Origin of the sequence: Nocardia sp. NPDC050713, assembly GCF_040654315.1 — a bacterium.
In the GTDB taxonomy this organism is placed as follows: domain Bacteria; phylum Actinomycetota; class Actinomycetes; order Mycobacteriales; family Mycobacteriaceae; genus Nocardia.
Map to the genome: position 1 here is coordinate 599,446 of NZ_JBFAHS010000001.1, position 17,303 is coordinate 616,748.

General features: G+C 69.9%; 14 protein-coding genes and 2 pseudogenes. 7 read left to right on the forward strand and 9 right to left on the reverse strand.

Going from position 1 to position 17,303, the window contains the following annotated elements:
• Positions 1-329 precede the first annotated feature (329 nt).
• The gene (locus tag AB0H49_RS02210; RefSeq protein WP_357246186.1) at positions 330-974 is read left to right on the forward strand and encodes a LysE family translocator; all 645 of its coding nucleotides are present in this window, start codon (positions 330-332) and stop codon (positions 972-974) included.
• 152 nt (positions 975-1,126) lie between these two features.
• Here AB0H49_RS02210 and AB0H49_RS02215 read toward each other — a convergent pair.
• Positions 1,127-1,234: pseudogene (locus tag AB0H49_RS02215) on the reverse strand (SAM-dependent methyltransferase); the annotation flags it as partial.
• A gap of 218 nt (positions 1,235-1,452) precedes the next feature.
• Here AB0H49_RS02215 and AB0H49_RS02220 point away from each other — a divergent pair.
• The gene (locus AB0H49_RS02220) at positions 1,453-2,139 is read left to right on the forward strand and encodes a trimeric intracellular cation channel family protein (RefSeq protein WP_355000273.1); all 687 of its coding nucleotides are present in this window, start codon (positions 1,453-1,455) and stop codon (positions 2,137-2,139) included.
• A 240-nt stretch (positions 2,140-2,379) separates the two neighbouring features.
• On the forward strand, positions 2,380-3,057 hold the full coding sequence (locus AB0H49_RS02225) for a CPBP family intramembrane glutamic endopeptidase (protein WP_357246191.1): 678 nt from the start codon (positions 2,380-2,382) through the stop codon (positions 3,055-3,057).
• Between the two features lie 11 nt (positions 3,058-3,068).
• On the opposite strand, the gene AB0H49_RS02230 is transcribed toward AB0H49_RS02225, so the two are convergent.
• The gene (locus AB0H49_RS02230) at positions 3,069-3,611 is read right to left on the reverse strand and encodes a dihydrofolate reductase family protein (protein ID WP_357246193.1); all 543 of its coding nucleotides are present in this window, start codon (positions 3,609-3,611) and stop codon (positions 3,069-3,071) included.
• A gap of 36 nt (positions 3,612-3,647) precedes the next feature.
• Positions 3,648-4,835 (reverse strand): pyridoxal phosphate-dependent aminotransferase, encoded by a 1,188-nt coding sequence (locus AB0H49_RS02235; protein ID WP_357246195.1) that lies wholly within the window; start codon positions 4,833-4,835, stop codon positions 3,648-3,650.
• A 177-nt stretch (positions 4,836-5,012) separates the two neighbouring features.
• On the opposite strand from AB0H49_RS02235, the gene AB0H49_RS02240 reads away from it, so the two are divergent.
• Complete coding sequence (locus tag AB0H49_RS02240) at positions 5,013-5,231, forward strand: hypothetical protein (protein ID WP_355000277.1); 219 nt, start codon at positions 5,013-5,015, stop codon at positions 5,229-5,231.
• A gap of 46 nt (positions 5,232-5,277) precedes the next feature.
• Here the strand turns inward: AB0H49_RS02240 and AB0H49_RS02245 are convergent, their stop codons facing one another.
• Complete coding sequence (locus AB0H49_RS02245) at positions 5,278-6,198, reverse strand: sigma-70 family RNA polymerase sigma factor (protein ID WP_355000278.1); 921 nt, start codon at positions 6,196-6,198, stop codon at positions 5,278-5,280.
• A 104-nt stretch (positions 6,199-6,302) separates the two neighbouring features.
• Between AB0H49_RS02245 and AB0H49_RS02250 the strand changes: the two are divergent.
• Together AB0H49_RS02250 and AB0H49_RS02255 are read left to right on the forward strand one after the other, a co-directional pair.
• Positions 6,303-6,903: pseudogene (locus AB0H49_RS02250) on the forward strand (GNAT family N-acetyltransferase).
• A gap of 86 nt (positions 6,904-6,989) precedes the next feature.
• Positions 6,990-7,625 (forward strand): class I SAM-dependent methyltransferase, encoded by a 636-nt coding sequence (locus tag AB0H49_RS02255; RefSeq protein ID WP_357246197.1) that lies wholly within the window; start codon positions 6,990-6,992, stop codon positions 7,623-7,625.
• 122 nt (positions 7,626-7,747) lie between these two features.
• Here AB0H49_RS02255 and AB0H49_RS02260 read toward each other — a convergent pair whose 3' ends face one another.
• From AB0H49_RS02260 to AB0H49_RS02275, 4 genes are all read right to left on the reverse strand, one after another.
• Positions 7,748-8,839 carry a 3-deoxy-7-phosphoheptulonate synthase gene (locus AB0H49_RS02260; RefSeq protein ID WP_355000280.1) on the reverse strand — a complete coding sequence of 364 codons (1,092 nt, stop codon included), beginning with the start codon at positions 8,837-8,839 and terminating at the stop codon, positions 7,748-7,750.
• Positions 8,840-8,924: 85 nt separating this feature from the next.
• Entirely contained in the window at positions 8,925-9,074 is a 150-nt protein-coding gene (locus tag AB0H49_RS02265) for a hypothetical protein (protein ID WP_357246201.1), read from the reverse strand.
• Positions 9,075-9,226: 152 nt separating this feature from the next.
• Positions 9,227-10,105 (reverse strand): oxidoreductase, encoded by an 879-nt coding sequence (locus AB0H49_RS02270; RefSeq protein ID WP_357246203.1) that lies wholly within the window; start codon positions 10,103-10,105, stop codon positions 9,227-9,229.
• A 67-nt stretch (positions 10,106-10,172) separates the two neighbouring features.
• Positions 10,173-13,763 carry an amino acid adenylation domain-containing protein gene (locus AB0H49_RS02275; protein WP_357246206.1) on the reverse strand — a complete coding sequence of 1,197 codons (3,591 nt, stop codon included), beginning with the start codon at positions 13,761-13,763 and terminating at the stop codon, positions 10,173-10,175.
• 152 nt (positions 13,764-13,915) lie between these two features.
• On the opposite strand from AB0H49_RS02275, the gene AB0H49_RS02280 reads away from it, so the two are divergent.
• Positions 13,916-15,544, forward strand: a complete 1,629-nt coding sequence (locus tag AB0H49_RS02280) for an AMP-binding protein (RefSeq protein ID WP_357246209.1) — start codon at positions 13,916-13,918, stop codon at positions 15,542-15,544.
• Positions 15,545-15,668: 124 nt separating this feature from the next.
• Here AB0H49_RS02280 and nbtS read toward each other — a convergent pair whose 3' ends face one another.
• Positions 15,669-16,982 carry a nocobactin biosynthesis salicylate synthase NbtS gene (nbtS, locus tag AB0H49_RS02285; RefSeq protein ID WP_357246211.1) on the reverse strand — a complete coding sequence of 438 codons (1,314 nt, stop codon included), beginning with the start codon at positions 16,980-16,982 and terminating at the stop codon, positions 15,669-15,671.
• Between the last annotated feature and the right edge of the window lie 321 nt (positions 16,983-17,303).

The following is a 17,303-nucleotide window of genomic DNA, read 5'->3' on the forward strand; positions in this document are numbered from 1 at the left end:
AGGTGAACCCGCACATAGGGTGCTTCTCCGCGTGAGTGCCTGGCAACGGGAAGACAGGGTCTGCTTGGGCGCCGTCTCCGCACAAGTACACCTGCCGAATACGGACGTGCGCTCATTCCATTCATGCACGGTCGTGCGCCTGCTCGGCCCATTCTTCCCGAGGCCACCGACAACCCGCAGGCCGCGGTGGGTGCGCGCGGCGGCTTCGGCTCCTGATCTACCAGCGTCCGGCACGGGCGTTTTGTTCCGTTGCGCCGGTCACGGTGGGGGTCCAGCGGAGTCGAAGTGGACCGAGACGGGGTGGGGCGCGGTCGGCGACGATCGGGGGCATGATCGAGACGGCGGCGATTGTCGGGGTGGCGGCGGCCGCGCTCGGCATGGTGCTCACACCCGGGCCCAACATGATGTATCTGGTTTCTCGGACGGTATCCCAAGGGCGGCGGGCCGGGCTGGTGTCGCTGGCCGGGGTGGCGGCCGGTTTCGGCGTGTATCTCGCCGCGGCGACGGCCGGTATCACCGCGGTGTTCGCGGTGGTGCCCGGGTTGTATCTCGCGGTGAAGCTGGCCGGGGCGGCGTATCTGTTGTGGCTGGCCTGGCAGGCGCTGCGACCTGGCGGCGTCTCGGTGTTCGCGCCCTCGGAGCTGCCCGCCGATCCGGCCCGGCGGCTGTTCACCATGGGCCTGGTCACCAACCTGCTCAATCCGAAGATCGCGATCATGTACCTCGCGCTGATCCCGCAGTTCGTCGCGCCCGACCGGGGTCTGGTCTGGCTCCAGAGCTTGTCCCTCGGCTCGATCCAGATCGCCGTCGCGCTCACCGTGAACGGACTGATCGTGCTCGCCGCGAGCTCCATCTCCGGCTTCCTGACCGGTCGGCCACTGTGGTTGCGCGCGCAGCGGTATGTGATGGGCACGATGCTCGGTTCGGTCGCGGTGCTGCTCGCGACCGACCGCGCCCGCCCGGCACCGGCCTGAGGCGCGGCTCGTCCTATCCCGGCGCGTCCCATCCCGGCGCGGGACCAGGCTCGTCGCGATCCCAGGTTCCGCTCGGCGCGGGCCTTACCCGAGTCGGCTCGGCGGGCACACCGCTCGTCCGCTCCGTCCCGACGGCATCGACGGGCCTGATCTCAGGCCGGTTTGCGGGCCTCGATCAGTACGCGCGCCGAGTGGGCGACGAACGGTCCTTCGGTTTCGATCTCCCGATGCGGCTCGAGCAGCCGGTCCCGATACTCGGCAGCGAAGAGCGACGGTGGTTCGTCCGAGTCGGCGACCACCACGACGCCCATCGGGTGCGGCAGGCCGGTGGCCTTGGCGACGTTGGGCGGCCACGATTCGGCGGACGAATCGCCACGCGTTTGCGACCGCTCGCCGATCGGCAATCGGGTGTCGCGGAACTCACAGCGCAACCGACGTGCAAACCTGCTGAGCGAAGAAGGGTGAAAGGAGCGGTTCCATGGTCGCCGGGTTGGACGTCATGGCCACGCAGCTGGATTCCGCCGTGAACGCCGCCCAGCGCATGGGCGAGTTGCTCGGGGTGGTCTCGTTCGCGGCCTCGGGCGCGCTGCTCGCCGTCCGCAAGAACATGGATGTCTTCGGCATGGCGGTGCTGGCCTGTAGCACCGCGCTCGGCGGCGGCGTCATCCGCGACCTGCTCATCGGGCGCACGCCGCCCGCCGCCTTCACCGACCTGACCTACCTGTGCGCGTCCCTGCTGACGGCGCTGGTGATCTTCTTCAAGCACCCGTCGCACCGGCTCACCGGCCCGCTCGAGGTCTTCGACGCCGTCGGGCTCGGCCTGTTCTGCGTGACCGGTACCGCGGTCGCCTATGCCCAGGGCGTCGGCGCGCCGACGGCCGCGCTGCTCGGCATGGTCACCGCGATCGGCGGCGGTGTCATCCGCGACGTGCTCGGCGGCGAGGTGCCGCGGGTGCTGCGCCCGGACCAAGAGCTGTACGCGGTGCCCGCGCTGCTCGGCGCGGCCGCCACCGCGACGCTGCTGCACTTCGACGCCTACTGGGCGTGGACCGGTCTGCTCGCCGCCTTCCTCGCCATCGCCTTCCGCCTGCTGGCTCGCCGCTACGGCTGGCACGCGCCGCAGGCCCGGCGCAACACCGGCCGCCTCGATCGCTCTCCCGACTGAACGACGCGCAGCCGAAAGGCCACGCCGACCCGGGCCGAACCGACGCGCGCCCGCGCCCAACGAACCCAGCGCCCCACGGCCGATGAACTCAGCGCCTCGCGCCCAACCAACCAGCGCCTCGCGCCCAACCAACCCAGCGCCCCACGCCCAACCAACCCAGCGCCCCACGCCCAACGACCCAGCGCCGCTGGACCGAAAGAGACATGGCGACCTCCTGCGCCCACCCGTAATCTCGGAAACGTGACGGCCACCGAGCTGCGGCAGGACCTTCCCCCGGCGCGCGATCGCCGCCGAATGACTTGGCTCGCCGTCGAATTCACCGCGCTCTACTTCGGGCTGGTCGGCGGCTACGCCGCGCTGGGCAGTCCGGGCAGCCCCATTCCGTTCCTGATCGTGCTCGCCGTCGGCGCGCATTTCTGGCTGCGCGAACAGCGGGTGCCCACCTACGGGCTCCGCGATCACTTCCGCTCGCTGCGCGCCGTGCTGCCGTCGATGCTCGCCCTGTGGGTCGCCGCCGCCGTCGCCATCGGTGTCGCGCTCGCCGTGCTCAGCCCGGACCGGCTTTTCGAGCTGCCGCGCACCGAACCGCTGCTGTGGGCGATGGTCATGGTGTTCTATCCGCTGTTCTCGGTGTATCCGCAGGAACTGATCTTCCGGAAGTTCCTGTTCCAGCGGTACGCGCCCGCCTTCGGCACCGGGTGGGCGTTGGTCGCGGCGAACGCCGCCGCATTCGGCTTCGCGCACATCATCTTCGGCAACTGGATCGCTGTGGCGCTGACCTTGGTCGGCGGCGTGCTCTTCGGCTACCGGTACCGGCGGACCGGCTCGCTGCTGGTGGTGTCGGTCGAGCACGCGCTGTACGGCTGCCTCGCCTTCACCATCGGCCTCGGCGGTTTCCTCTGCCACGGCGCGAGCTGATTCGACCGAGTTCAGCTCAGGCGGTAGGTGAGCCGCGCGAACTGCCCCATTCGCTGGACGTCGACCAGCGTCATCCGATCGGACAGGATGCGGCGCGGCAGCAGCGGCGCTCCGCCTCCCAGCGTCACCGGCGTGATGCCGACGATCACCTCGTCGAGCAGACCCGCGTCGGCGAACAGCCCGGCCAGCTCGCCACCCCCGACGATCCAGATATTCCGCTCGCCCGCCGCCTCGGCCATCAGCTCGTGCACCGGCTCGACGGCACCCGAGACGAAACGCAGATTCGCGCCGGGAACGGCGGGCAGCTCGCGGTGGGTGAACACCCAGCAGGGCCGGTCACCGTAGTTGTCGTGCCAGTACTGCGGCGATTCGTTGGCCGTGATCCACTCGTAGGTCGTCGCGCCCATGCACATGGCGCCGACGCCGCTGAGGAACACGCCGATGTCATCGGTGGCGGAGTCCGCGTCGGCGACGGCGAACAGCCAGCTCAGCGAGTTGTCCCGGTCGGCGAGGTAGCCGTCGAGACTGGCCGCGGTGTAGTACTGGGTCGTCATGGTCTCGATCCTCACATCGAAACCTGACACCTTCGGTCAGCGTTTGCCGGTCATCGTGACGGCGGCGCGCAGACGCCGCACGCCCTCGTCGAGGGTTTCGTCGCGCTTGCAGAAGGTGAACCGCACCAGGTGATTCCACGCGGGCTTGTCGTCGGCGAAGACGCTGACGGGCACCGCGGCGACGCCGATCAGTTCCGGGATCTCCCGGCAGAACTCGAGTCCGTCGGCGCGGCCGGTCGGCCTGAGGTCGGCGCAGACGAAATAGCCTCCGCCACTGACCTTCACGTCGAAACCCGCGTCGGCGAGGGCGGCGGAGAGGCGAAGGCGCTTGTCGGAGAGAACATCTCGCAACCAGGCGACCCAGTCGAGCTCGTTGGTCAGCGCGTGCGCGACAGCGGGCTGGAACGGTCCGCCGCCGACGAAGGTGAGGAACTGCTTGGCGGCGAGCACGCCGTCGATGAGGTAGGCGGGGCCGCACGCCCAGCCGATCTTCCAGCCGGTGACGCTGAAAGTCTTTGCGGCGCTGGACACCACGACGGTCCGCTCGGCCATGCCGGGCAGCGTCGCCAGGCTGATGTGCTCGTTGTCGTCGTAGACGAGGTGCTCGTAGACCTCGTCGGTGAGCACGATCAGGTCGTGCTCGCAGGCCAGCTCGGCGATCGCGGTCAGATCGGCGCGGTCGAGGACGGTGCCGGTCGGGTTGTGCGGCGAGTTGACCACCAGCATCCGCGTCCGCGAGGTGATCGCGGCGCGCAGGCTGTCCAGATCCAAGACGAAACGATCGCCGTCGGCCACCAGCCGAGCCGTGCGCCGCTGCGCGCCCGCCAGCGCGATCGCCGCCGCGTAGGAGTCGTAGTACGGCTCGATCAGCACAACCTCCTCACCCGGCTCGACCAGCCCGAGCATGGCGGCGCTGACCGCCTCGGTCGCGCCGACGGTGACGAGCACCTCGGTGTCCGGGTCGTATTCGGTGCCGTAGCGGCGGGCCCGGTCGGCCGCGATGGCGCGGCGCAGCACCGGCATGCCGCGCCCGGGCGGGTACTGGTTGACGCCGTCGGCGATGGCCTGCCTGGCCACCTCCAACATGCCCGCGGGCCCGTCCGTGTCGGGGAAGCCCTGACCGAGGTTCACCGCCTCGTGCCGTACGGCGAGCTCGGTCATCTCGGCGAAGATCGTGGCGGCGAAGGGGCGGAGGCGAGCGACGGTCGCGGGGCGTGCGGACATACCCCGGAGAGTAGCGGAGCGATCGCCATTGTTGCCATTAGATAGCGAAAGGCTATGTTTCACTTTCTTTTTGATGCTCCTACCTGCGCTGTTGTGCGTTCTCCCATGGGCAGCTAGCCTCGCCGTGTTCTATCTCACAAGCCGCCGCCCCGCGGCGGTGTCTCGAAAGGGGCGCTCATGGCCTCGTATCTCGACCTCGTACTGCATCCGGCCGCGTCGGAGGTCGCCGGAACCGTACTCGGTCTGATTCGCGAAGTGGCGCACGATCTGATCGCCGGCACCGGTGATTGGTTCACCGGATCGTCGACCGGCGACTGGTTCACCGGATCCACCACCGGCAACGGCGGCACCGGATCCTCGACGGGCGACTGGTTCACCGGTTCGACGACCCCCTGACCCGTCCGATCCGCCGGGTCGGGCGATGAGGGTCCGGCCCGGCGGTTCAGGCCAGCCGCACGCCGGTCAGCTTGGCGGGGTTGGCGTGATCGTAAGTGCCCCAGACCAATCCGTCGCGCACCGTGAAACCGACGACCCGCGCCGGATGCCAATCCTGTTCCTCGGTCTCCGAGTCCAGATTCATCACGAGCCCCAATTGCCCGTTCACCGTGGCGAATTCGTAGCGAGTCGCGGCCTGATCGGTGTCGCCGATGCCGTACTTGCGAACCAGACCCAGCATGAAGCGGGCGATCTTCTCCGCGCCGCCGACGATGTTCACCGCCGTGGAGGTGGTGCCGTTGGCGTCGCCGATGAGCACCGAATCCGGGTGCAGCGCACGAGCGACCGCGGCGACGTCGCCGGTCGCCAGCGCCGCGAGCAAGCGACGAACGGCCGCCTCGTGCTCGTCGTCCGATACCGGGGCGGGCACGCCATCGACCGCCTTGCGCGCCCGAACGGCCAACTGCCGCGCGGCATCCGCGGAGACGCCGAGAACTTCGGCGATCTCGTCGAACGGCACCGCCAACCCGTCGTGCAGCACGAACGCCACCCGCTGCGGCGGGGTGAGGGTATCCAGCACGACCATCGCGGCCATGCGGTATTCCTGCCTGCGCACCACCGATTCCAGCGGATCCGGCGTACTCGACGGCGTGACGCCCGTGACGATCGGCTCCGGCAACCATTGCCCCACATAGGTTTCCCGGCGCGACGCCGCACTGCGCAAGTGGTCCAAGCAGATTCGGCTCACCACGGTGGTCAACCAAGCCCGCAGATCGTCGATCTCGGACTGGTGGGTCCCCGCCAACCGCAGAAAACTCTCCTGCACCGCGTCCTCGGCGTCGCCGACGCTGCCCGTCAGCCGGTAGGCGACGGAAAGCAAATGAGCCCGATGCGATTCGAACAAGTCGGCGAGAAGAGCGGCAACCATCGGGCCGATTCTACGGTCCGCTTGGTCGGGCGATCACCGCGGTATCCATCCGGTCATCCGATAACCGGATGCCCCCGTCGACCCGTCCGTGTCACGATGGCTCGATGGAGATCCGCACGCTCTCGGACGGCGCGGTCTGGCTTTCCCCGCCCACCGCGGCCGATACCGATGTCATCATCGCCCGCTGCCAGCACCCGTCCATCGGCGAGTGGACGACGATCCCGGTGCCGTACGGCCCGGCGGACGCCGAGAAATTCTTCGCCGACTTCGTCGTACCGGGCTGGGCCGCGCGCAGCCCGACCTGGGCGCTGCGCCTCGCGGCGGACGGACCCGTCATCGGCATGATCGGCCTCGAGCAAAAAGACCCGACCGCGTGCGAGATCGGTTTCTGGCTCGGCCCCGAGCACCGCGGCCGTGGCCACATGTCGCGCGCGGTGGCGATGGTCTGCGCATTCGGCTTCGCCGCCGACGGCATGGGACTGGCCCGGATCAGCTGGCGCGCGTTCGTCGGCAACTACGCGTCGGCGGCCGCAGTGCGCCGCAACGGGTTTCGCTACGAGGGTCTGGCGCGGCTCGGGGGGGTGGCAGCGCGGCGTCCGGCGCGACGAGTGGCTGGCGGCGCGCCTGCACAGCGATCCGCCGGGCCAGGTCGCCGATTGGCCCGCGGAGTTCCCGGCGCTCCGCGACACTGTCCCCCATGGGTGATGACGGGAATCGCTGGTTCGTGAACGCCCCGGCGCTCGGACCCGCAGACGACAACGCGCGAACCGAGGGTAAAAGGACGGTCGGCCGTGGGTGACGCACGCTTCCACTGGTTCGCCGACACGATGACGCTCGGGCGCGCGGATCGGGTCCTGGAGATCGGCCCCGGCGCGAGCCCGTCGCTGTCGCTGCTGGCCGACCGAGTGCCCGAGGGGCGCGTCATCGGCGTCGAGCGCTCGGCGACGGCGATCACTCGCGCGGCGGAACGGTTGCGCGCCGCCGGGCTCGATCCATCGGTCCACGGCGCACCGCCCGGCGAGAGCACCCGCGCCCGAAGTTCGCGCACAGGCGGCACCGAGCCGCGCGAAGGCGAAGCGTCGCATGGTGATCCGGGCCGCGTCGGTCTGGTGCACGCCGAGCTGACCGAACTGCGACCGGAACAGGTGCTCGACGATTTCGGGATCGACGCCTTCGACAAGATCCTCGCGGTCAACGTCAACCTGTTCTGGACCAAACGGCCCACCGCCGAACTCGCACTGATCCGGCGCCTGCTCGCGCAGGGCGGCGTGCTCTACCTCTGCTACGGATACGGCGATCCGGATGGTGCGGCGGCATCGCCGAAGCCGCCGCCGGCGCGGCTCGGTGAACACTTGGCCCAGGCCGGGTTCACCGAGCGCACCGTCGCCTCCGGCGATCTGCTCTGCGTGATCGGCGAGCTGGATTAGTGCCGCGTCCGGAATGCTCGGCGCGGTAACCGACCGAAGGCCACCTACATCCGGCATTGGCTCGACAACCCCTTTCACACGCCTCACAGGCCCGCTGGCGCTGTGAGGCGTCGAAAGGATGGTCAGCCCGCGCGGCGCTGAGCGACGGCGTCGGCGAGGCGATCCAGCTGGGCCGCGGTGGTGGACCAGTCGATGCAGGCGTCGGTGATGGACTGGCCGTAGGTGAGGTCCGCGGCGCGGCCGAGGGTGAGATCCTGACGACCCGCGACCAGGAAGCTCTCCAGCATCACGCCGACGACGCTGCGCTCGCCACCGGCGATGCGCTCCGCGATGTCGGTGACCACGTCGACCTGCTTGTTGTGGTCCTTGTTGCTGTTGCCGTGGCTGGCGTCCACCACGATGCGCTGCGGCAGGCTCGCCTTCTCCAGGCGCAGGCAGGCCTCGGCGACGGAGGCCGCGTCGAAGTTCGGGCCGGTGCTGCCGCCGCGCAGGATCACGTGGCAGTCGGGGTTGCCGGTGGTGCGGATCAGCGCCGAGCGGCCGTCGAGATCGGTGCCGGGGAAGACGTGGCTGGCCGCCGCGGCGCGCACGCCGTCCACGGCCACCTGCACGTCGCCGTCCGTGCCGTTCTTGATGCCGACCGGCATGGACAGCGCGCTGCTCAGCTGACGGTGCACCTGGCTGGCCGCGGTGCGCGCGCCGATCGCGCCGTAGGAGACCAGGTCCGCGATGTACTGCGGGGTGATCGGGTCGAGGAACTCACAGGCCACCGGCAGACCGAGGGCGGTGATGTCGACGAGCACCTTGCGACCGATGCCGAGACCGGTGTTGACGTCGAACGAGCCGTCCAGGTGCGGATCGTTGATCAGGCCCTTCCAGCCGAGGCTGGTGCGCGGCTTCTCGAAGTAGACGCGCATCACCACGTGCAGCCGGTCGCTCAGCTCGGCGGCCTTCTCGGCCAACCGCCGCGCGTAGTCCAGCGCCGCCGCGGGATCGTGCACGGAACACGGGCCGACGATCACCATCAGGCGGTCGTCGGCGCCGTCGAGCACGTCCACCGTGGCCTTGCGGCCCGCGCGGACGGTGTCGGCCAGCGCATCGCTGATCGGGTGCACCATGCGCACCTCGGCCGGCGAGCGTAACGGGCTCACGGACAGGGTGCGCTGGTCGTCGAGATCGGAATGCCGCGCGTCGACGTCGGCTGCGGTTGTCATCTGTGTGGGTTCCTTTTCGTCAAGGCCGACCCACGGACATGAATACCGTCGAGCCGGTCCATCATCCGGCTCGGGGTGGAAGAAGTCAGCGCATGTGGTTGCCGCAGACCGACCCACCCAGGGCCGGCTTGCTAAACCAGAAATACGCGCGCTGCACGTCGGCCACTGTACCAGGCGTTGGCAGCCGGGTGACGCAGGGGCCAATTTCCATGATCGAGACGGCGTCGGTCGTCACATCGATACTCGTCGGCTACCGGCCCCGAGGCCAGGAACGTGATCAGCTCCACTGATCCGGCTGCTACCCGCCCGCGACGACGTTCATCCGGTTGTCGACGTCGATCAGTGCGATGAGCCCGGCGCGATCTGGTCGGCGTAGCACGTCCACCGTCAGGAGAACGAGTAGGTGACGCCCGTGAGCTTCTCCGACAACTCCCACAGCCCCCTTGCGACGGCCTCGTCGCGGGACTGCTTGGTCGAACCCGAGATGCCCGGGTAGCCGCGCATGCCGCCGAGCCCGGTGGGGCCGTAGAACGCGCCCGGCTCGATCGGCGTGACGGTGGCGGCGTAAAGCTCTGGCAGCGCGCCCATTTCGGCACTCTGCGCGAACAGCCGGTTGCCGACCGACATGATCGGGTCGAGCAGCGACTCGGTGTGCGACTGCAATTCGGTCGCGGCGTAGCCGGGGTGCGCGGCCACCGAGATCTTGCCGGAACCGGCGGCGGTCAGCTTGCGCTGCAACTCGTAGGCGAACATCAGGTTGGCCAGCTTGGCCTGCCCGTAGGCGGCCCAGCGCTGGTATTTCCTGCGCTCCCAGTTCAAGTCGTCCAGGTCGATCCTGCCGATGGCGTGCGCGCCGCTGGACACCGTGACCACCCGGTCCGAGACCTTGTCCAGCAGTAGGCCGGTCAGCGCGAAGTGGCCGAGATGGTTGGTGCCGACCTGCATTTCGAAGCCGTCTTTGGTGCGCCCTTCCGGCACCGCCATGACGCCCGCGTTGTTGATCAGCACGTCGACTCGGTCCACCGATTCGGCGAACTCGCGCACCGAGGAGAGATCGGCCAGATCGAGCGCGCGCACCGTGGCGCGCTCGCCGAGCTCGGCGGCGACCTTCTCCCCCTTGGCGACGTTGCGGCAGGCCAGCACCACATCGGCCCCCGCCCCGGCGAGCGCACGCGCCGCCACCGCGCCCAAGCCGCTGTTCGCGCCGGTGACGATGAACGTCCGGCCGGTCTGATCGGGGATGTTCGAGGCGTCCCAACGGGTCATGCCGGGAAGTTTAGTCCCGGAAGCGCGACCCGTCGCCCCGATCGAATCGAGGCGACGGGAAACCGCGTCAGGCCTGGGCGAGGATCTCCTCGTCGGTCATGGCCGCGACCTCCAGATACAGCTTGGCGACCTCGTCCAGCCGGTCCGGTGTGCCCGCCTCGGCCTCCTTCGCGAGCAAGCGCTCGGCCAGCCCCGCCACCGTGCGGCCGACGAGGATGTCCGCGACCAGCGCGTGCTCCGCGTCGAGCCATTCGCGGACCCGGGCGATCGCCGTCGTCGCGAGCACCGAGTCGCCGCCGAGCCCGAAGAAGTCGTCGTGCACGCCGAGCCGCGGCACGCCGAGCACCTCGGCGATGATGGCCGCGAGCGCCGACTCCAGCGGCGTGCGCGGCGCGAGGTCCGCGGTGTCCTGCGCCGAGGGCTCGAGCAGCGCGACGACCGCGCGGCGGTCGAGCTTGCCGTTGTCGGTGAGCGGCATGTCCTCCAGGAGTTCGATGCGAGTCGGAATCATGTAGCCGGGCAACAGATCCGAGATCGCGCCGACCAGATCCACAGTGCTGCCCGGGAACCCGGCCACGGCCGCGACCAGCTTCGGCGCACCCGTTCCGACCACGGCCGCGACCGCGTGCCGGACGCCCGGCGCGGTGCGCAGCGCGCTCTCCACCTCACCGAGTTCCACGCGGTAGCCACGGATCTGCACCTGGTGGTCGGCGCGGCCGAGGAATTCGATCGTGCCGTCCGGCCAGTAGCGGGCCATGTCGCCGGTGCGGTACCAGCGGATGTCGTCGTGCGTCACGAACCGTTCGGCGGTGCGCTCGGGATCGTTGCGGTAACCCGCGGCGACGTTCGCGCCGCCCACCCAGAATTCGCCCGGCACCCAGTCCGGGCAGTCGCGGCCCGCCGAATTGACCACGCGGCAGCGCACATTGCGCAGCGGAACGCCGAACGGCACCGTCGTCCAGTGCGCGGGCGGATCGCTGACCTCGCAAATGGTGTTGTGGATGGACGTCTCGGTCGCGCCGCCCAGGCCGGAGAAGCGGCAGCCGGGCACCTGCGCGGCGAGCCTGCGCGCGAGGTCGGCGCCGACCCAGTCGCCGCCGAGGGTCACCGCGCGCAGCGAGTCGCCCAGTTCGTCGCCGCCGATCTCGAGGATCATGTCGAGCATGCTCGGCACGCAGTTGAGGATGGTCACCCGGAAGCGCCGCAACAGCTCGACCCAGGTGGTCGCCTCCTCGCGCTGCCTCGGGTTCAGCGCGACGACGGAGCCGCCGACCGAGAACATGCCGAAGATGTCGTAGACCGAGGCGTCGAACTCCAGGGCGGACAGCCCGAGTACCCGGTCGCCGGGACCGACCCCGAACCAGTCGTTCACGGCGTCGATGGTGTTCATCGGGCCGCTGTGCGGTAGGTCGACGCCCTTGGGCACGCCGGTCGAACCGGAGGTGAACAGCACGTATGCGATGGCCGAGGTATCCGGGATCACGGGCGCGGCAAGCGGATTCGGGTGCTGTGCGGCCTGCGAGACCGGCACGCAAGCGATCTCGGGACTTCCCATGTTCGCACCGTCGACGGTGAGCGCGGCCACCACCTCGCCAGTGCGCAGGATTTCCGCGCGCCTGCCCACCGGCTGGTCGAAGCCGATCGGCACGTAGGTCGCGCCCGCCGCGAGCACGCCGAGCACCGCGAGGATCTGATCCGGGCCCTTCGGCAACTGCACCGCGACGGTATCGCCTTGCCGCACCCCCTGATCCCGCAGCGCACCGGCAACGGCCAGTGCCTGCGCGGCCAATTCGCCGTAGCTCCATCCGCCGTCGACGCCGTCGGTCTGCCACAGCACCGCGGGCGCGTCGGGCGTCGCCGCGGCGTGCTGGAAGAAGCCCTCGTGCAGCGCGCGGCCGGTCACCGGTCCGTCGGTCGCGTTGACCTGCGCGCGCACGGTGGCCTGCGCGAGCGGAAGACGTACCGCCGCCTCGGCATTCCACCCGGCCTCGCCCGCGCCGAGCCGCGCGATGGCGTCGGTGTAGCTGGTGAACATCGCGTCGATCACGCCTTCGGGGAAGGCGGATTCGCGCACGTCCCAGTTCAGCAGCAGGCCGCCGCGCACCTCGGTGACCTGCGCGTCGAGCAGCACCTGCGGGCCCTGCGAGATGATCCAGACCGGCTCGCCGAAAGTCTCGGTCACCGAATCGGCGAACAGCTCGCCGAGATTGAGCGCACTGGTGTAGACGATCGGCGCGAGCACCGGCTCGCCGCGGTGGCGGCCGAGGTCGCGCAGCACCTCGAGGCCGGAATAGGCAGTGTGCGCGCCGCTTTCGTGCATCGAGCGCTGCAACGCCCGAGCACGGTCGGCGACCGTCAGGTCCGCGCTGACATCCACCTCGAGCATGATCGATGACGTGAAATCGCCGATCACGCGATCGATGTCGGGATGCACCGGCTCACGGTGGAACAGCGGCACGTTCAACAGGAATCGGCTCTGCGCGGACCAGCCGCCGATGGTTTCGGCGAACACCGCGGCCAGCGCCATGGCCGGGGTGATGCCGCGCGCGTGCGCGGCGTCCAGCAGCCGCTGCTTGGCCTCCGGCTCGAGCCAGTGGTTGTAGCGGACGGTCCGGTGCGGGTCGGCGCGCTCGCTGACCGGAATGGTCGGCAGCTCGGGCGAACCGGGCAGCCGCGACAGCCGTTCCTGCCACCACTGCTTGTCGCGCTCCCGCGCGGCCGCGTCGATCTGGCGTTCGGTGCGGTAGCGGCGGTAGCTGTAGGTCTCGGCGGGCAGCGACCCGCCGTGGTAGAGCTCGGCCAGGTCGGAGATCAGGACGCGGTAGCTCATGGCGTCGCCCGCGAGCATGTCGACGTCGAGGTGCAGGCGGGTGCGATCGTCGGCCAGCAGGCTGAGCGTCAGGTCGAGGACCTGCCCGGCCTCGATGTCGAGACGCTGGTGGGTCTTGCTGTCGCGCAGGCGTTCCAGCTCGGCGGCCGCGGCTTCGGCGGACTCCGCGCGCAGGTCGACGACGGAGAACACCGGACGGCCGGGCGCGGGCATCGTCTGCTGCGTTCCATCCGGCAGCACCCGGGTGCGCAGCATCGGGTGCGCGGCGACCAGGGCCGCGACGGCGCGCTCGAGCCGCTCGGGATCGACGGCGGAACCGTCGAATTCGACGTACAGGTGCGCGGCGACGCCGCCCAGATCCTGTTCGTCGGAGCGGCCGATCCAGTACGCGTGCTGCATGGTCGCCAGCGGGAAGGGCTCGGATTCGTCCCCGGCCTCGGCGGATGCGACCAGTGCGGTGGCCGACTCGACGGGCGCTGTACCGGATTCGGCGAGTGCCACGGTAGATTCGCCCGTCTCGGCGTCCGACTCCGCGGCTGCGGCTTCTGCGGGTGCGGCGCCCGCGCCGAGCAACCGGGACCATTCCGCGACGGTCGGCGTGGCGGCCAGCTGGGCGAAGTTGACGTCCGCGCCGCGCTTGCGCCAACCACCGGCCAGTTTCATGGTCCGGATGGAATCCAGGCCCAGCTGGATCAGATCGTCCTCGTCGGCGATCGCGTCGATATCGATGCCGAGTTGCCCGGCGATCGCGGCGCGGATCTCGTCCCGGCCGATCACCGCGTGCGCGGCGCTCCCCGCTCCGCCTCCCGGTCGCTGTGCTGGCTCCATGTGCCGCTGTACTCCTTGTTCGCCGCCGCATCCGGCGGATCGAGACTGCTCGGCGATAGCGTATCGCACTGAGATAGGGTTGCCTAACCTACATAAAGAGACCCTAATTACTAGATCCGAGAACTACCCGTTCCGACTTTGTGAGGCGGCCCGTGACCACCACATCCAGCACCCACCGAGAGGGCTACGTCCCCTTCCCCGCCGACGCGGCCGAGAACTATCGGGCCGCCGGCTACTGGACCGGCCGCGCGCTCGGCGACCTGCTGCGCGAGACCGCGCGCAAGGAGCCGGGGCGCACCGCGCTGATCACCGACGCGGGGGAGCGCTGTTACGCGGAAGTGGACGCCGAGGCCGATCGGATGGCGCACGGTCTGCTTGCGCTGGGCATCGTGCCGGGCGACCGCGTCGTCGTGCAGTTGCCCAACGTGCCCGAGTTCCTGACGGTGCTGTTCGGTCTGCTGCGGGCGGGCATCATCCCGGTGCTGACGCTGCCCGCCCACCGCAGGGCCGAAATCGAGCATCTGGCCGCGCTTTCCGAGGCGGTGGGTTACGTCATCGTCGACCGGCACGGCGATTTCGACTACCGGGAACTGGCCGCGACGGTGTGCGAGTCCGTGCCGAGCTTGCGCCACGTGCTCGTGCTCGGCGAGCCGGGCGCGTTCACCGACCTGAATTCGGTACCCCGCGACGGCGCTGGGCTCGACGGCGCTGTGTTGTCGCTCCCCGAGGTCGACCCGAGCGACATCGCGCTGATGCTGGTCTCGGGCGGCACCACCGGCCTGCCCAAGCTGATCGCCCGCACGCACGACGATTACGCATACAACGCCACCGCGAGCGCCGCGGTGTGCGAGCTCACCGCCGACGACGTCTACCTGGCGACGCTGCCCGCCGCGCACAACTTCCCGCTCGCCTGCCCCGGCATCCTCGGCACCGTGAGCGTCGGCGGCGCGGTCGCGTTCGTCACCGATCCGAGCCCCGAGAGCGCCTTCGCCGCCATCGAGAAGCACCGGGTCACGGTCACCGCCGTGGTGCCGCCGCTGGCCCAGTTGTGGTGCGCGGCAACCGAATGGGAGGACGCCGACCTCGCCTCGCTGCGCCTGCTCCAAGTCGGCGGCGCGCGTCTGGCCGAGGTGAACGCCGTCGAGGTCACCCCCGCTCTCGGCGCCACCTTGCAGCAGGTGTTCGGCATGGCCGAGGGTCTGCTCAACTACACCCGGCTCGACGATCCGGCCGAGCTGCTGCACACCACTCAGGGCAGACCGCTCTCCCCCGCCGACGAGGTGCGGGTGGTGGACGGCGAAGGCAACGACGTCGCGCTGGGCGAGGAGGGTGAGCTACTCACCAAGGGCCCCTATACGATTCGCGGCTACTACCGCGCGCCCGAGCACAACGCCCGCGCCTTCACTCCCGACGGCTACTACCGCAGCGGCGACCTGGTCCGTCGCCTCCCGTCCGGCCACCTCGTGGTCTCCGGCCGGATCAAGGACGTGATCAACCGCGGCGGCGAGAACATCTCCTGCGACGAGCTCGAGGAGCACCTGCTCGCCCATCCGGCCGTCCGGCACGCCGCCGCGGTCGGGCTGCCGGACGCGGCGCTCGGCGAAAAGGTCTGCGCGGTACTGGTCGTCGACGGCGCGATGCCGGCCCTGGCCGAAATCAAGACCTTCCTCACCGACCGCGGCCTCGCCACCTACAAGCTGCCCGACGTGCTGCGCCAGGCGGACGAGCTGCCGATCACCGCGGTCGGCAAGATCGATAAGAAGGCGCTGCGCGCCCAGTAGTACGGTCGCGCGACTCGACATGCCGGTCGCGACTCGTCCAGGCACCGATCCGACGACACGGGCCGCCCACCGAATGGTGGGCGGCCCGTTGGTCTTTCGACGTGCGCTCGACTCTCGGCGTCCGCTACGCCTTGACGACGTACGGCGCGACGCTACCGAGCTTTTCGCAGGTCTCCTCGAATTCGCGCTCGGGACGGGACTGTCCGACGATGCCCGCGCCCGCGCGCAGCCAGGCGCCCTCGGTGGTCTGGTAGACCGCGCGCAGCACCAGCGTGGCCTCCATCGCGCCGGTCGGCGAGATCGTCACCACCGCACCGGAGTACAGCCCGCGCGGCGCACCGTCGAGGCGGAAGACCGAGTCGACGCCCTCGCGCTTGGGGATGCCGGACGCGGTGACCGACGGGAAGAGCACCTCGAGCGCGTCCCAGCTGGAGCGATCGGCGGCCAGCCTGCCGCGCACGGTGGAGGCGAGGTGCTGCACGCTGCCGCGCTCGCGCACCGCCATGAAATCGGACACCGCGGGCGTACCGGGATCGGCGACCGCGCTGATCTCGGCGAACGAGGTCTGCACCGAAATGGCGTGCTCCACGATCTCTTTCGGATCGCTGACCAGGTCGGCGCGGGCCGCCATGTCGACCTCCGCGCCGAGGCCGAAGGCGCGGGTGCCCGCCAGCGGCTCGGTGGTGACCACCCGGTCCTCGTCGACGGAGGCGACCAGCTCCGGGCTGAAGCCCGCGGCTTCGAGACCGCCGAGCCGCAGCAGGAAGGAGCGGGCGGGCGTGTTGTTCGCCCGGCCGAGCCGGTAGGTGGCGGGCACGTCGACCGCGAACGGCAGCTCGACCTTCCTGGAGAGGATGACCTTCTGGTAACGGCCGGAACGGATTTCCGCGACAGCCTCGGCGACCCGGTCGCGGTAACCGGTCGGATCCACCCGGATGTCGGCCGGGTGCGGCGTCGGCAGCTCGCTGCCCTGCGCCTCGGCGATGAGATCGTGGATGTCACCGGTCTCGCTCGGCGTGGCGCCCGAGATGCGAATACCGGATTCGTCCACACGGACCTCGATGCGCGGAATCATCAGGTGCGCCAAGGGCGTCCGCTCGTCCAGGTGCGCGGTCGCGTCCAGCGCCCACGCGCAGAACTCGAATCCGATCCAGCCGTAGGCGCGACGGCCGTCCAGCGGCAGCAGGCCGAGGGCCTCGTCCAGAGCTCGCGCGGGCGTGCCCGTCCAGCTCGCGGTGGTGGTCTTCCCCTCCCAGGTGACGCGCAGTTCGCGCACGTCGAGTTCGATGCTGCCGATCGGATCGGCCGCGAACACCCACTCCCCCGGACGTTCGTACATCACGTACTCGCCGAAACTATCCGCCGCAGCCAGCCGTGACATCGCTGCCGCCGGATCGGTTACATACTCTACGCGCAAGCGCTCGTCCGTGGTCGACAACGATCCTCCAAGGTAACCCTGACCTAACTTCGAGAGGTAAGGTTAGCATTACCTCGGCACCGCGAAAGTGTGCTCGCGACCACAGGATGTTTATTGCGGCAAACGCCCTGGGCGACACCGGTTATCCGGCCGCAACGGCCGCCGCGCACTGTCGGACACTCCGCCGCGCACTTCCCGCGACCGCCCCTCCCCGCCTGTCGCGCCCGCGTTCGAGGGCAGCCCGCTGCGCGCGTTCACCGCACCGGAATCGAACTCGCCGCGCGGAGTGCCTGCGCACAGCGGCGCGGCAGGCTTGAATGAAGGAAGCGTCACCTGCGGAGG